Consider the following 16,268-nt stretch of genomic DNA (forward strand, 5'->3'; position numbering starts at 1 on the left):
TCACGAGTAAAATACAATCTTCTTTATGAGTGAGCCAACTTGAAATTTATTAGCCTACTCTAATAGCAAGAGTACAATGTTTTATGAAAATATTACCTATAGAAAATCAAACTGAATTGACCGCTATTGATTTCGATCCATTTGCAGATGGTGAATTATTATTAACTGCCCCTGCTACCGAATCTCAAAAAGAAATTTGGGCATCTGTACAGATGGGGAGTGCTGCTAATTGTGCTTATAACGAATCCCAATCCCTAAACTTAAAAGGACAATTCAATTTAGAAGCTTTTCAATCTGCTATCCAACAGCTAGTTCAACGTCATGAGGCTTTACGAACAACCTTTAGTACTAATGGTAGTACACTCTGTATTGTGGCTTCGTTACTAATTGATATTCCTTTTATTGATGTTTCTAATTTAGAGGTTCAAGAGAGAGAAATAAAAGTAGCTGAAATCTTACAGCAAGAAGTAGGACAACCTTTTGATTTAGAACATGGCCCACTATTTCGAGCAAAAATAATTAAATTGCATCCCCAAGAACATTTAGTTACTTTAACTGCCCATCATATTATTTGTGATGGTTGGTCTTGGGGGGTGCTGATGCCTGATTTGGGTCAGATATATTCTGATTTGCTGCAAGGGATAATGCCTGATTTAGAAGAGCCAGACAAATTTAGTGAATACGCTATTTTACAGGAAGAAGAAGAACAAACATCAGAAGCGATCGCCACAGAACAATATTGGTTAGAGCAATTTTCCGACTCAGTACCCGTAGTAGACTTTCCTACAGATCGTCCCCGTCCACCACTGAGGACTTTTAACGCCGCCCGTGAAGACTGGCAATTAAAACCCGAACTAGTTACCCACCTCAAACAACTAGGAACAAAATTTGGTTGTAGCTTTATGACAACTATTTTGGCAGGGTTTGAAGTGTGGCTGCATCGATTGACCGGACAAAATGATCTAGTGGTCGGTATTCCCGCCGCCGGACAAGCTGCCTCAGGACAGTATAATCTTGTAGGGCATTGCGTAAATTTATTACCACTGCGGACTCAGATAGATAGCCAAAAATCTTTTAGTGACTACTTACAAACTAGACGTTCCACCATCTTAGATGCCTACGATCATCAACAATTCACCTTTGGTGGCCTAGTCAAAAAACTGTCACTGCCACGGGATTCTAGCCGGATTCCTTTAGTGCCAATTACATTCAATATTGATCAAGGATTGGATAGTGATAAATTACCCTTCGCTGGACTGGAAGTAGAATTTTTCTCTAATCCTCGCTCATTTGAAAATTTTGAACTGTTTATCAACGCTACAGAATTGCGTGGTCAACTGACACTGGAATGTCAGTACAACACTAATTTATTTGATGCTGATACTATCCGCCGTCGCCTGGCAGAGTTGGAAACCTTGCTATTGGGTATAGTGTCTAACCCCGATCAAATTATTGCTAAGTTGCCCATCTTACCAGCCGTTGAGCAACAGTTATTAGCCGCATGGAACCAGACTCAAACTGACTATCCCCAAGATAAATCCATACACCAGTTATTTGCGGAACAGGTAGAGCGCACCCCCGACGCTGTGGCGTTGATATTTCAAGAGCAACAACTAACTTATCGAGAATTAAATATTCGAGCCAATAAATTGGCGCAATATCTGCAAACACTAGGAGTCGGGGCAGACGTTCTGGTGGGTATCTGCGTGGAGCGTTCCTTAGAAATGGTGGTGGGTCTTTTAGGCATCCTAAAAGCAGGTGGCGCTTATGTACCACTAGATCCTGGTTATCCACCAGAACGCCTGGCTTTCATGCTGGCAGACACCCAAATTCAATTATTATTGACTCAAAAACACCTAGTTGAAAAGCTACCTACCCACACTGCAACATTAATTTGTTTAGATACCGATGGGGATACGATCAACCAAACAACAGTAGAAAATCCCGTTAGTAACGTCACAGCCAATAACTTGGCTTATGTGATGTACACATCTGGTTCTACAGGTCAGCCCAAAGGTGTCAGTGTTATTCATCAAGGCGTAGTGAGATTAGTCAAAGAAACTAACTATGTCAGCCTCACCAATAAAGAAGTATTTCTGCAAATTAGCCCCATCTCTTTCGACGCTTCAACTTTTGAAATTTGGGGTTGTTTGCTCAACGGTGGAAAACTAGTAATATTCCCTCCAAACACACCATCTTTAGACGAATTAGAGCAAATTATTCAACAACACCAGGTAACAACTCTGTGGTTAACGGCTGGGTTATTTCATCTGATAGTCGATGAAAAAATTGATGCGTTAAAACCCTTACGTCAATTATTAGCAGGTGGTGATGTTTTATCAGTTTCCCACGTCCAGAAATTCCTTAGCACAGTAGAGAACTGTAAATTAATTAATGGTTATGGACCAACGGAAAACACAACTTTTACTTGCTGTTATGACATCACAGCACCACTAAAACCAGGGGCTTCTATTCCCATTGGTCGCCCGATCGCCAATAGCCAAGTTTATATATTAGACTCTCATTTACAACCAGTTCCCATTGGGGTCACAGGTGAACTGTACATTGGTGGGGATGGTCTAGCGCGAGAATATTTCCATCGCCCTGATTTAACTGCTGAGAGATTTATTCTTCATCCTTTTAACTCAGATCCTCAATCACGCTTATATAAAAGTGGTGATTTGGCACGCTATTTACCCGATGGCGAGATTGAATACCTGGGTCGGATTGATAATCAGGTAAAAGTCAGTGGTTTCCGCATAGAATTGGGTGAAATTGAAATCGCCTTTTTACAACATCCAGCAGTCAAAGAAGCTGTTGTAGTTGTTAGAGAAGATATTCCTGGAGAGAAACTCTTAGTTGGTTATTTTGTTGCAGAAACTGGTCAAGATAACTTGTCAATCATCTCGGAATTACGTCAATTTTTAAAACAACAACTCCCAGAATATATGGTGCCAAAGGTTTTTATGGCACTGGAAGCTTTACCACTAAATGCTAACGGCAAAGTTGATCGCCGAGTACTACCAAAACCTGATTCTTCTCGTCCAGAATTAGAAGCAAATTATGTCGCACCGCGCACTCCCATTGAACAACAAATTGCTGACATCTGGACGCAGGTTCTCAATATCAAACGGGTGGGAATTTACGACAACTTTTTTGAACTGGGTGGATATTCTCTAGTAGGCATCCAAGTAATATCTAGACTACGCCAAGCCCTGCAAGTAGAAATCTTGATGTCCAACTTATTTGAACTACCAACCGTGGCAGATTTAGCAGAACGAGTAGAGACTCTGCGTTGGGCAACTCAGAACGTTCAAGCTACTGGAGTTGAAACCGCAGATGATTACGAGGAAGGTGAGCTATGAAAACATTGGATGAACTCCTATCTGAGCTACGTCAGCGAAATGTGCAGCTTTGGCTGGAAGGCGATCGCCTACGCTATCGGGTAGCAAAAGACAGCCTCACCCCAGAACTGCTAACAGAGTTAAAGTCTCAAAAAGCGGAAATCATTGACTTTCTGCGGCGAATTACCACAGTAGCCAGTTCTCAAATTCCTCCAATCGTATCCTGTGAACGGAACGGTAGCTTACCACTTTCTTTTGGTCAACAAAGGTTATGGTTTCTCCATCAGTTTGAACCTGATAGTTCCTCAAATAATATGCCAGTGGTGGTGCGTTTTACAGGGAATCTCAACGTTACCATCCTCGAAGAAAGCATTAACGAAGTCGTCCGTCGTCATGAAGTTTTGCGGACAACTTTCCCCGCCGTCAATGGAAAAGCTACTCTACTCATCGCTCCTGATATTTCTTTACAATTGCCAATAATTGATTTGCAGTCAGTATCAGATGAAGAACGGGAGGCTGAGGCTTACCGATTAGCAACTAATGAAGCTCATCGACCCTTTGACTTGGCTAACGGCCCCATCTTGCGAGTCTTACTGCTCAGGTTGAGCGAACAAGAGCATCTGCTAATTTGGAATATGCACTGCATAGTTTGTGATGGGGCTTCATCTGATGTGTTTTATCAGGACTTGACCACCATCTACAAAGCTTTGGCAGAGGGAAAAGCATCTCCATTATCTCCTTTACCACTACAGTATGCTGATTTTGCTCACTGGCAACATCAGTGGCTACAAGGAGAGGTTTTAGAGTCCCAAGTAAATTACTGGAAGCAAAAACTAGAGGGCAGTTTACCTATTATTCAATTACCTTACGATCGCCCTCGTCCTGCTGGTGCGCAGACTTATCGGGGCGATCGCTCCGCCCTATTGCTACCAAAATCTCTGAATTATGCCCTAACAGAATTGAGTCAAAAGTGGGGTGTAACTCTCTTTATGACTCTACTGACAGTGTTTGAGCTATTACTCTACCGTTATTCTGGTCAAGAAGACCTACTTATTAGTTTTGCCAGTGCTGGTCGGGGGCAGGTGGAAACCGAAAGACTAATTGGATTTTTTTCTAATACTCTTGTCCTGCGGAGTAACTTGGCAGGTAACCCAACTTTCCGCCAATTGTTGGGTCGGGTACGTAAGGATTGCTTAGAAGCTTATGCCCACCAAGACCTACCCTTTGAACGATTAATTGAAGAACTCAGACCAGAACAACGCAATCGCAGCACCTCACCACTATTTCAGGTGAAATTTTCCCTCAACCCCCCTTGGTCGAATGGTCGTGGCATGGCATCGGTGGAGTTGCCTGATTTGAAGATTACTTCCCTGTTTGGTTACATCTATCATGGCAAGACCAAATATGATTTGACATTGGTGTTACGGGAACAGGATAACGGACTAGGCATGGTATTTGACTACAATGCAGATATGTTTGAGTCAAGTACCATAGAAAGGATGTTGGGACACTTCCAGAATTTACTTGAAGGTATTGTAGCTAATCCAGATTGTCCGATTTCCGAATTAACTCTGTTAACACAGCCAGAGCAGCATCAGCTTTTAGTTGAGTGGAATCATCGCCAAACTGCGGATATTAAAGATATTTGCATTCATCAATTATTTGAGGCTCAAGTCCGACGCACTCCCCATAATATTGCTGTAATTGAGGATAATCAACAACTAAATTATCAAGAACTCAACGAACGTGCCAACCAATTAGCTCATTATTTGCAGACATTAGGTGTAGGTGCAGGGATATGTGTTGGTTTATATTTAGAGCCATCTCTGGAAATGATTGTCGGATTGCTAGGTATTTGCAAAGCCGGAGGAACATACATACCAATCACCCCAACATCCCACCCCAATGATCTAGCTTTCATCTTAAATGATGCTCATGTATCTTTATTGTTAACTAAAAAGTCCTGGTCTGAGAAACTACCTGAGTGTGAATCCAGCATTATTTGTTTGGATAGTGATGAAGAAGTGATCGCCCCCCACAGTCGGCAAAATTTAGTCACTCAGGTAACATCTGGGAATCTCGCCTGTGTAATATATGCACCCAATCCGATAAATAAACCCGACGGGATCGCCATGAGCCACAGCAATTTAGTTAATCATGCTGTAGCTATTCATCAACTTTGGGAAGTGAGCGCAGGCGATCGCATCCTAGTGTTTTCTGGTATCAGTAGCGATACAACTATCGAATCACTATTTCCCTGTTGGATGAATGGTGCTAGTGCAGTTATTCAGCCCCAAACCACCCAAAACTCAATCACAAATTTCTTTTCGTTCATCGCCCAACAGCAGATTACAGTTCTCAATTTACCTACTTTCTTTTGGTATAAAATACTTAAAGAAATATCAACCTCTCAAGCACCTTTACTTGAAAGCTTACGCTTGGTAATGGTTGGCGGCGAAAAAGTCTCACGTACTGCTTATGAAAGTTGGATAGAACTGGTCGGGAAACAAACACGCTGGCTCAATGCCTATGGCTCAATCGCCACAACTTTCACTGCCACAGTTTACGATCCACAAACAGCTAGTAGTGAAACAGAAATTCTCATCGGTCAACCCATAGCCAATACTCAAATATACATTCTCGATCAACTATTGCAACCTGTACCCGTTGGCGCTCCTGGAGAAGTCTACATCAGTGGTGTTGGTGTCGCTAAAGGCTACTTCAGACGCACTGATTTGACATCTGAGAGATTTATTCCTCATCCCTTCAGTGACAATACTCATGAAAGATTGTATAAAACTGGAGATTTAGCCCGCTACCTACCAGATGGCAACATTGAATATTTGGGACGCACTGACAACCAAGTTAAAATATGTGGTGTCTGTGTTGATTTAGAACAAATAGAAGCTCTACTTCATCAACATCAAGCCATAACTCAAGCCGTGGTTATTGCTACTGAAGTAACTTCTGGCGAAAAGCAGCTAGTAGCTTACCTCGTCACTCAACCAGAACAAACTCCTACAATTGATGATTTACAAACTTTTCTCTCACAAAAAATTCCCCATTACTGGATTCCTTCAGACTTTATTTTCCTAGAATCTCTACCTGTCAATACCAACGGGCAAGTCAATCGTGGCGCTCTCCCAGAGCCTAATTTCATCAAACAAAAATCAGGAGCTAATTTTGTAGCTCCTCGCAATCAGCTAGAAATAGAGTTAACGAAAATTTGGGAAAATGTTTTAGGTAAACATCCAATAGGATTAAAAGACAACTTTTTCGGGTTGGGAGGACATTCACTTTTAGCACTACGAATGTTTTCTCAGATTGAAACTATTTTTGGTAAAAATCTCCCCCTAGCTATCCTCTTTCAAGCACCGACAATTCAGCAATTATCTGACATTTTGCAACAGGAAGGATGCTCAACTTCATGGTCTTCACTTGTTCCTATCCAACTCAATGGATCTAAGCCACCTTTATTTCTAATTCATCCAATTGGTGGTAACGTTTTAGAGTATTCTACCCTCACCCATTATTTAGGTGAAGAACAACCCATTTACGGACTACAGTCCTTGGGATTAGATGGTAAGCAAGCTCCTCTGAACCGAGTTGAAGACATGGCTAACGCCTATCTTCAAGAAATACGTAGCATTCAACCTAATGGGCCATATTTCATTGCAGGTTATTCCTTTGGTGGATTAGTAGCCTATGAAATGGCACAACAACTATACACTCAAGGACAAAAAATAGGACTCTTAGCCTTATTAGATACAAGCTGTCCTAACTTACAAATAACTCGTCCATCATTGAATAAATTTGTCCGAGTTCATGTAAATAATCTTTGGAAACTTCAACCCCAAGAGAAGTTGATTTATATCCGCAATTGGTTGAAGTGGTATTTAAAAAAGAAAAATACCAGAGATGTTTTAATTCAAGATTGGCAAGAAGTTTTGGAAAACTCTCATATTGTCAATGTTATAGATGCTAACGTACAAGCTTATGAAAATTACACAGCTCAACCGTATGCAGGAGCAATGACTTTATTTCGCTCTAGCATACAGCCAGTAAAATTGTCAGACAATATTGATTTGGGATGGCATGATTTAGTCACGGGAGGTTTAGAGATTCATCATCTTACTGGAGATCACAGCAGGTTACTCAAAGAACCCCACGTCCAAAAATTGACAAAACAATTGAAAATCTGTTTAGAGCGATCGCTAACAGACAATACTTTGCTTTTTGATGATTTAAATAAATTTCAACCAAGGCTGATTTCTCATGTCGGGACAACGCAAACTAGTAGTCAATTCTCTATCAATGTTAGTAAATAAGTTAACACAAGGGATTACAACCTTTGTATTAACTGCGGCTATAGCTCGTAATCTCGGCGCTTCCTCCTTAGGGCAATATCTTTTGGCTCTCAGCTATTACTACATTTTTGTGAATCTTATATCTCAAGGTTTTAAGACCTTGTTTACTAGAGAAATAGCTCGTGAGCCAGAATTAACATCAGAATACCTAGTAAGCGGTACTTTATTACAGTTTGTTTTTAGCATTATTGGTTATTTAGCCCTAGTTGTTGTAGTATTTTTACTACCCTATAATGCCGATACTTCATTCATTTGTTACGTTATGGGCTTGACTATTGTACCTTTTGCCCTTTCCAACATCACGGAGGCAATTTTTCAAGCTCAAGAAAAAATGCACTTAATTGCTATTTCTACGGTACCAGTTTATATTCTGCGTTTACTGGTGATGGTTTGGGCAATGCAGCTAAATTATGGAGTTGAATATATTGCCGGAATTTTACTATTTTCCGAATGTTTGATTCTGGTAATTGAATGGTTGTTACTGACTAAGATAATTAAACCTAAATGGCACATTAAGCAAGATTTTATCTGGAAAACTATCAAAGCAGCCCGCACTTTTGTTGCTATTGAGGGAATAGGTATTATTGCCGGCAAATTAAATCTACTTATTTTATCTATTTTAGGTAGTGAAATATTAGTTGGCATTTATGGGGCAGTCATACAGCTTTTACAGCCCTTTATTCTTGTTTCTAGTAGTATAGCCTTGGCTGCTTTTCCTAGTATGTCCAAAGCTGTTGCTTTAGGTAAAAATCAACAACGCAAAGTAGCAGAAGATGTAATTAACATCCTACTTTGTATGAGTTTACCGTTCTTTATCGGAATTTTATTATTTTCTCATGAATTATTGTCATTAGTCTACAAAGACCAAGGTATCACGGCAGCAACAACAACTTTAAAGTTAGTCTCTTTTGCACTAATTTCAAATAGTTTTTCGGGAATATTTGGCTATTTGTTGATAGCAAATGGCTTTGAAAAATTTAACTTACTAGAAGCAGTATTAACTACATTGGTGGGAGGAATATCAGGTATTGTTTTAATTGGTCAACATCAACTATTAGGTGCTGCCTTGATGAGTCTGTTTATGAGCTATACTAACTTATCTTTTTTTGGATACATCATATATCGTCGTCTATTCTCCCTAAATCTTCGGCGAGTTTTAATACGTCCCTTGTTGATTACCACTTTTATGACTGCTGTTTTTTTCTTACTTAAAACAACTAATTTAAATTTTGTATGGATTTTAATTTTTGCATTCTCCGTCTATATTATGCTAATCTCATTGTTGGCTATTCGTCAGTTTGGTGGTTTTAATTCTGTATATAAAAAAATTCTAAGCAAAGGGTAAATTTTAAAATGTATCAAGAAGATATTTATATGAAACCTGATATATCTGTAATTATTCCTGCATACAATACAGAGGCCTATATTGCCAAAGCAATAGAATCTGTTTTATTCCAAACTTGGAGAAATTTTGAATTGATTGTGGTAGATGATGCTTCTACAGATTGCACGGTAGATGTAATTAAAAGTTTTACTGACCAACGAATCAAATTATTTGTAAACCCCAAAAATACTGGCGCAAGCGGTGCGCGTAATCGCGCTCTCCAGATAGCTCAGGGTAAATGGATTGCAGTTTTGGATGCAGATGATTGGTATGCACCAGAGCGATTAGAAAAATTATGGCAAGTAGCAACTTCAGAAAATGCTGACATTGTTGCCGATGATTTCTATATTGTACAAGATGGTGAACATTTTCCTCGGAGTACAGCCATCCGTGAAAGTGGAGAAAAGATTAATGATTTAAAAATAATCGAGCCTGTGTTTTTTGTAAAAACAGATGTCTATGGAAAACGGGGTTTGCGTCTCGGACTTTCTAAGCCTATGTTCAAAAGAGAGTTTCTCATTAAAAATAATATTAAATATGATGAAACTCTGACTGTGGTGCAAGATTTTTGGTTAGATATGGAGTGTTTAGTCAGGGGAGCTAAATTTATACTCATACCCCAGCCATATTATTATTATCGCTGTCGTGAAGGTTCATTAATCACTTCTAGTCATAATCATAAAAAAAATTTAGAGCAGTCTTGCCAAAAAATTGTAGACTTCATTAAACAAGAAAATTTGTATAATCAAAACCCTGAATTAGCACAAGCTTTATCGTATAATCTTCAAATTTTTGAAAAAAATTTAGCTTATTACCGAGTTATTGAACCAATTAAGCAAAAGTATTGGTTACAGGCCGTACGTGAATTGATTAATTATCCTTATGTTCTTATCCATCTATTACTAAAAATACCAGGAATAATTAAAAGACGTATTCAATACTATTTATTCAAAGATAAATCCGCATTTAAGATTTATAACTAAATTAAATTATCAATCCAAAAGGTAATAATCAGTTTCAATGGGATAATCTACAGATGAAAATTGCCAAATTTCTTATGAATCAATTAGCAACTTCCCCAATATCATCTGAGAGAAAAAATACAGATGATAAATAAGAAACTGTATTGATAATAAAATTATAATTTAACGAAAATGGGTAAATATCGAATTAAAGTCGTTTTATTACATTTTTCTTTTAGTGAATATACTGTTCAATTGGCAAATAATTTAGTTAAATATGTTGATTTAACACTGATACATTCAGAAGAAATATATAGGCAATGCAAAGATGTTCTTAATCCTCATATTCGAGTGATTCAAATTAAGAAACCCCGCATTCGTGATCCTCGCAACATTAAGGTGATAGCAGCAATGATGCGAATGATTCGAGAGATAAACCCTGATGTACTCCATGTTCAAGAAACTAACGATCCTTGGTATGATTTAACTCTTTTATTCAGTAAAATGCCCCCTCTGGTAACTACAATTCATGATGTATATCGTCACCCAGGCGATCGCGATTTAACACCGGGCGCTGAATATACTCGCAGAATAGCTTTCTACCGTTCCCAGCAATTAATTGTCCACTCCCAGTCACTTCAAGATATCCTCATCAAACAGTTCCGCTTACCTCAACAGCGAATTAACGTCCTACCTCACGGAGAGTTAGGTAGTTTGTTTCAAAGTTGGTCAAGTGGTCAAATAGCACCTCGTGAGCCTCATACATTACTATTTTTCGGGCGTATCTGGCCATACAAGGGTCTAAAATACTTGCTGCAAGCTATCCCCTTAGTTGCAGAACACATCCCCGGAGTCAAACTTATCATTGCTGGACGGGGAGAAAATGTCAGTGAATTATTGCAGGATGCAGACAAAAAACACTACGAAATTCTCAATAACTTTATCCCTACCGGAAATGTCGCCAATTTATTTCAACGAAGTGCGGCTGTTGTTCTACCTTACATTGAATCTTCACAAAGCGGTGTAGCAGCGATCGCCTATGCGATGGGTACTCCTGTAATTGCTTCTAATATTGGCGGTTTGAGGGAAATAGTCCGACATGAACAAGACGGACTGCTAGTACCACCGTGTGATGTCCAGTCTCTTGCAGATGCAATCATTCGGCTATTAAGTGACTCTCACTTACAACGTCAGATGCAAATCGCCGCATTAGAGCGTTGTCAACAAGACTTGAACTGGTCAAACATTGCAGCTCAAACAATCGAAGTTTACCATCAAGCGATCGCCGCCAAAAGTACATCTTTGATGACCAGATGAAAAAATATCTACTACTTGCAGAAAAAGCTTTTACAGTTCTGTCTCTACTCCATTATTCAGGCGCTCCTCTAGTTGTGATTCTGTCAGGGGGAGCAAGTGAAGGTGATGATTCAATAGCGGCTCCTGATTTTGCCTTAATTCAATTCATATTTTTAATAATTTACTTCATTACCTTTGCCTTACTCGTCCTGCGTTGGAAAAAAGTAATTCAATTAATTAATAAAGATTGGTATATATGGCTTTTACTCCTAGTAGCTATATTTTCCATATTTTGGTCTGATGTACCTGCAATGACACAAAGTCGCGTCATAGCTCTATCAGGAACACTTCTATTTCCTCTTTACTTAGCCAGTCGCTACACTTTAAAAGAACAATTACATTTACTAGCATGGACTTTCGGCATAGCGATCGTAGGTAGCTTTTTATTCGCTTTCGGCCTAAGAAATTATGGTCGTATGGCTGGAGTGCATTTTGGTACATGGCGAGGAATATATAACCATAAAAACGTTCTTGGTAAAGTCATGGCTCCCAGTGCCATGGTGTTCTTACTTCTGGCTCTTCAACCAGAAAAAAAGCGTTGGCTATTTTGGGGAGGATTCATAGCATCGATCTGGCTAATTATTGCTTCAAAAGCATCATCACCTCTTATCAATGTTATTACTTTAAGTCTTTCATTATTTTTATTTCGGATTTTAAGGTGGCGATATAACTTTATGATCCCCGCGTTAGTGGGAATCACAACATTAAGTACCATTGCATATATATTAATGACTACTAATGCTGAAGCTATAGCAGCATTATTAGGCAAAGATTTAACACTCACTGGACGAACTAATTTTTGGCCTTTGATCATCGATAAAATAGCTGAACGTCCTTGGTTTGGTTATGGATATGGTGCATTCTGGCTGGGCTGGACTGGTCCTTCCGCCGATATTTGGTACTCCTCTGGCTGGAAACCACCAAATAGCCACAATGGTTACTTAGACCTTTGCCTTGAATTGGGATTAGTAGGCTTATCACTATATGTAATTGATTATTTACAAGGTCTACTCAAGGCATTAGCTTATGTGAGGTCAGTTAAAACATCAGATGGATTTTGGCCAGGAGTTTTTCTTATGTATGTTGTGTTGTCAAATCTCACAGAAAGTACATTACTTATCCAAAATAATTTCTTTTTTGTGATTCAAATTTCTATATTACTATCACTACGAATATGTGAAGAACAAAAAACAACTCATTCCATGATCAAGCATAAAAAGAAGATTAATTATTCACAGAAAACCTACAAAATACCGTAACATTTTTGTGTTTTTACTACCTAACATTTCAGGAGTTTATGAATAGAATTTATTATCAAAAGTCTCCTCTAAAAGTTTTAATGCTCGGTGCTAGTTTAGATGTCCAAGGTGGAATTACGTCAGTTGAAAAACTAATTATCGAAAATGTGCGCCCAGAATTACAAATTACTCATGTTGCTACATTTGCACCTGGATCTGGACGGCATAATATTTTCGTATTTCTACAATCAATTAAAATACTGATACAAAATCTGATACAAAGAAAAACAGACTTAGTCCATATTCATTTCGCTGAGAGAGGCAGTACTTTCCGAAAACTAATTCTTGTCCTTATAATTCTTAGCTTTCGCCAGCCTTTTATTCTTCATGCTCATGGCGCAACATATCAAGAATTTTTTGCCGATCTTCCTAAGATACTGCAAAAAATTATATCTAATTTATTTAGGCGATGTAGTCAATTTATAGCTCTATCAGAAAGTTGGAAGTCTTATTATTTAGAAACATTTAATCTTGATAAAAATCAAATTTCCGTACTACATAATCCTGTAAAAATGCCAACCTTTATTCCTGTAAGACGACAAAAACAATCTGTAAAATTTGTCTTTCTTGGAAGAATTGGTAAACGCGGTGGTGCGCTAGACGTAGCAAAATCTGTTATGAAGTTCCCTCAGCAAGATAAAGGCGCATTTGATCTTATTAAAGCATTTGCAGCCCTACCCGAAGAAAGTAAAAAATCTGCTGAATTGGTTCTAGCTGGTAATGGAGATTTAGATAAAGCTCAACAACTAATTCAAGAATTAGGTCTTGAAGCTCAAGTAAAAATTAGCGCCTGGCTGAATCCTGAACAAAGAGATGCTCTGATAGCATCAGCAGATGTTTTTGTTTTACCTTCATATAACGAAGGTTTGCCTATGTCAATGTTAGAAGCCATGTCATGGGGTTTACCTGTGATTGTGACACCTGTTGGTGGCATACCTGAAGTGATCAATCACAATCAAAACGGCATATTAGTGCAACCAGGAAATCAACAACAGTTAGTACAAGCCATGCAGCAACTTATTAATGACGAAGATATGAGGATTGCGTTAGGTAATGCTGCCCGCCATAGTGTTGAATATTTTGACGTTAAACACTACATAAATTCTTTATCAGAAACTTATTTCTCAGCAGTTCAATGTAGTAATTATTTAGTTAATTCAACAACAGAAATGGAATCAAAATATTAATTCTATTCAGTAACTAAATCCATAAAATGCAGAGATTTTTGTTTACATTTAACCTTAACTAAGATAGGAGATTCATCAAAATGAAGTTGACTGTTAAAGAAACATTACCCTTAGAATATCGTTATATTTTGGGTATGCGTGTCGATGCTACCAGTTATGAAGATGCAACCCAAAGAATTTTAGCTTGGTCAGCTAACAAAGAAAGCAAGTCTGTTTTTGCTGCTAATGTTCACATGACAATGGAAACTCATGACAATTCCAAATTTGCAAGAGTAGTTAATAATACTGATTTAGTTACAGCTGACGGTATGCCTTTGGTATGGGCTTTAAAAGCTCTTGGTATCAAAAATGCCTCCAGGGTATACGGGCCAACTCTCACTTTACACGTGTGCAATGCGGCTGCAAATTTAGGTGTTCCTATTGCTTTTTATGGTGGTACAACAGAAAGTCTGGCAGCATTCAGTAAATTTTTAAGAAATCAGTTCCCAGGCATTAAAATTGTTTCTCAAATTGCACCGCCTTTTCGTCCACTTACACCAGAAGAAGATGAAGCTTTCACCGATGAAATTATCGCATCAGGAGCGCAAATCTTATTTGTTGGTATTGGTTGTCCTCGGCAAGAGTTTTGGATTGCAGAACATAAGAATATTATTCCAGCAGTAATGCTTGGTGTCGGAGCAGCATTTGATTTTCATTCGGGTCGTGTTAAGCAAGCTCCAAGCTGGATGCAAAACATAGGTTTGGAGTGGTTTTTCCGGCTCATAATGGAACCAAAAAGGTTATGGAAGAGGTATTTTAAGCATAATCCTCGCTTTGTATTGTTCTTTATGATGCAATTAGCTTCTAGAAAATTAAAGTTCAAATAATTTTAGTTTTATTCTCAGAGAGGTGTTCAAAGTATTGATAGCAATCAAGCAACATTTTTTATGATGAGGTACAAATCTTTAACATGGGGTGTTTTTACCATTCTGATTTTTGGCTTAACCACAATATATGTTAGCAAAATCGTCAATGCTAACAATGGAGATTCAATAAATCAGGAAGCAATTAAAAACAACTATCTATGGGCAGAGTTTGAAGCACAAGAATTTGGTCGAAACGGAGATGTCAGTCAAAGTTTAGGTACAACATACTACGTTGATCAAAGTCTTGGAAATGACAGCAATCCTGGTACTACAGAAAATCTAGCATTTAAGACAATACAGAAAGCTAATCAAATAATAAATGAGGGAGATATTGTTTATGTGAAAAATGGTACTTATGACGAAAACATTACAGTAACTAAATCTGGAAATCCCAATAATTGGATTGTGTTCCAAGCTTTTCCTGGACACAAGCCATTTGTTAGAGGAACTCAAGACGGTACTTTTAGAGTTTCTGGTAATTACATCAAAATAATTGGGTTTAGAATTACTTCTACTCAACTCGGCTCTGGAATCCATGTTGGTAATGGTAACCACCATACGAAAATTATCAACAATGAAATTCATGACTCTGGGTGTGGAGGAATTTCTGGTCAAGAGACGGATTATCTTTACATTGAAGGTAATATTGTTTATAGAAACGCATTCAAAGCACCTTATCAATGTAGTGGCATCTCCATTTATCAAGCTAAAGCATTCGATAATAAACCTGGATTTCACAATATCATTAGAGGCAATATATCTTACTTTAATGAAAATAAATTACCGAGAGAAAATGGTAAAGTTACTGATGGTAACGGTATTATCATTGATGATTTTCGACATACTCAAGGTCAAGGGCAAACATCAAAATACACTGCTTGGACTTTGATAGAAAATAATATCGTTTTTGATAATGGTGGCAGAGGGATTCATGTTTTTCAAAGTGATAATGTTGTTGTCCGAAACAATACCACTTTTAAAAATCTGAAATCTGATAACTTGGAAGGCACTCTTAATGGAGAAATTAGTACATATTTTTCATCTAATGTGCATTTTTATAACAACATTGCCTACGCTGCAAATAAGTCTAAAAAAACTTTTGTAGATGATTATTCTCAAAATAACAAATGGGATTATAACTTGTCATACAATGGCTCTATTTTAATCAATGATGGTCATTCTGATGCTAGTTTGGGCAAAAATAATCTAATTGACTTTAATCCTCTTTTTGTTAATCCATCTATTATTCATGGTGTTGCCAATTTTCGCTTGCAAGCCACAAGTCCTGTGATTGACGCAGGTACATCAATGAGTGCAGCTAGTAGTGATTTTAATGGTCAAAAAAGACCTATAGGTTCAGGATATGATATTGGAGCCTATGAGTTCAAATAGAAGTTAAAGATAGAATATATTTCAATAATTCACTCTTTATGTTAAATGAAAATACTCAAAAAATCACAGATTT

At 38.0% G+C, this 16,268-nt stretch carries 9 protein-coding genes; all 9 read left to right on the top strand.

Translation table 11 applies throughout. From position 1 onward, the window contains the following. Positions 1-83: 83 nt before the first annotated feature. The 9 genes from GSQ19_RS03965 (at position 84) to GSQ19_RS04005 (ending at position 16,195) form a co-directional block, all read left to right on the top strand. Entirely contained in the window at positions 84-3,365 is a 3,282-nt protein-coding gene (locus tag GSQ19_RS03965; protein ID WP_011321495.1) for a non-ribosomal peptide synthetase, read from the top strand. Next, the gene (locus tag GSQ19_RS03970; RefSeq protein WP_011321496.1) at positions 3,362-7,672 is read left to right on the top strand and encodes a non-ribosomal peptide synthetase; all 4,311 of its coding nucleotides are present in this window, start codon (positions 3,362-3,364) and stop codon (positions 7,670-7,672) included. Before GSQ19_RS03965 ends, GSQ19_RS03970 begins: the two co-directional genes overlap by 4 nt. Next, positions 7,659-9,056: an oligosaccharide flippase family protein gene (locus tag GSQ19_RS03975; protein ID WP_011321497.1), complete on the top strand. Its 1,398-nt coding sequence runs from the start codon at positions 7,659-7,661 to the stop codon at positions 9,054-9,056. Before GSQ19_RS03970 ends, GSQ19_RS03975 begins: the two co-directional genes overlap by 14 nt. A gap of 8 nt (positions 9,057-9,064) precedes the next feature. Beyond that, positions 9,065-10,078, top strand: a complete 1,014-nt coding sequence (locus GSQ19_RS03980; protein WP_011321498.1) for a glycosyltransferase family 2 protein — start codon at positions 9,065-9,067, stop codon at positions 10,076-10,078. Positions 10,079-10,249: 171 nt separating this feature from the next. Beyond that, on the top strand, positions 10,250-11,374 hold the full coding sequence (locus GSQ19_RS03985) for a glycosyltransferase family 4 protein (protein ID WP_011321499.1): 1,125 nt from the start codon (positions 10,250-10,252) through the stop codon (positions 11,372-11,374). Continuing rightward, entirely contained in the window at positions 11,371-12,672 is a 1,302-nt protein-coding gene (locus tag GSQ19_RS03990) for an O-antigen ligase family protein (protein ID WP_011321500.1), read from the top strand. Before GSQ19_RS03985 ends, GSQ19_RS03990 begins: the two co-directional genes overlap by 4 nt. A 38-nt stretch (positions 12,673-12,710) precedes the next feature. Beyond that, on the top strand, positions 12,711-13,898 hold the full coding sequence (locus tag GSQ19_RS03995) for a glycosyltransferase family 4 protein (RefSeq protein WP_011321501.1): 1,188 nt from the start codon (positions 12,711-12,713) through the stop codon (positions 13,896-13,898). A gap of 80 nt (positions 13,899-13,978) precedes the next feature. Beyond that, positions 13,979-14,764 carry a WecB/TagA/CpsF family glycosyltransferase gene (locus GSQ19_RS04000; protein WP_011321502.1) on the top strand — a complete coding sequence of 262 codons (786 nt, stop codon included), beginning with the start codon at positions 13,979-13,981 and terminating at the stop codon, positions 14,762-14,764. Between the two features lie 60 nt (positions 14,765-14,824). Continuing rightward, the gene (locus GSQ19_RS04005) at positions 14,825-16,195 is read left to right on the top strand and encodes a right-handed parallel beta-helix repeat-containing protein (protein WP_011321503.1); all 1,371 of its coding nucleotides are present in this window, start codon (positions 14,825-14,827) and stop codon (positions 16,193-16,195) included. Positions 16,196-16,268: the final 73 nt, after the last annotated feature.

It is taken from the genome of Trichormus variabilis 0441 (assembly GCF_009856605.1).
GTDB classification, from domain to species: domain Bacteria; phylum Cyanobacteriota; class Cyanobacteriia; order Cyanobacteriales; family Nostocaceae; genus Trichormus; species Trichormus variabilis.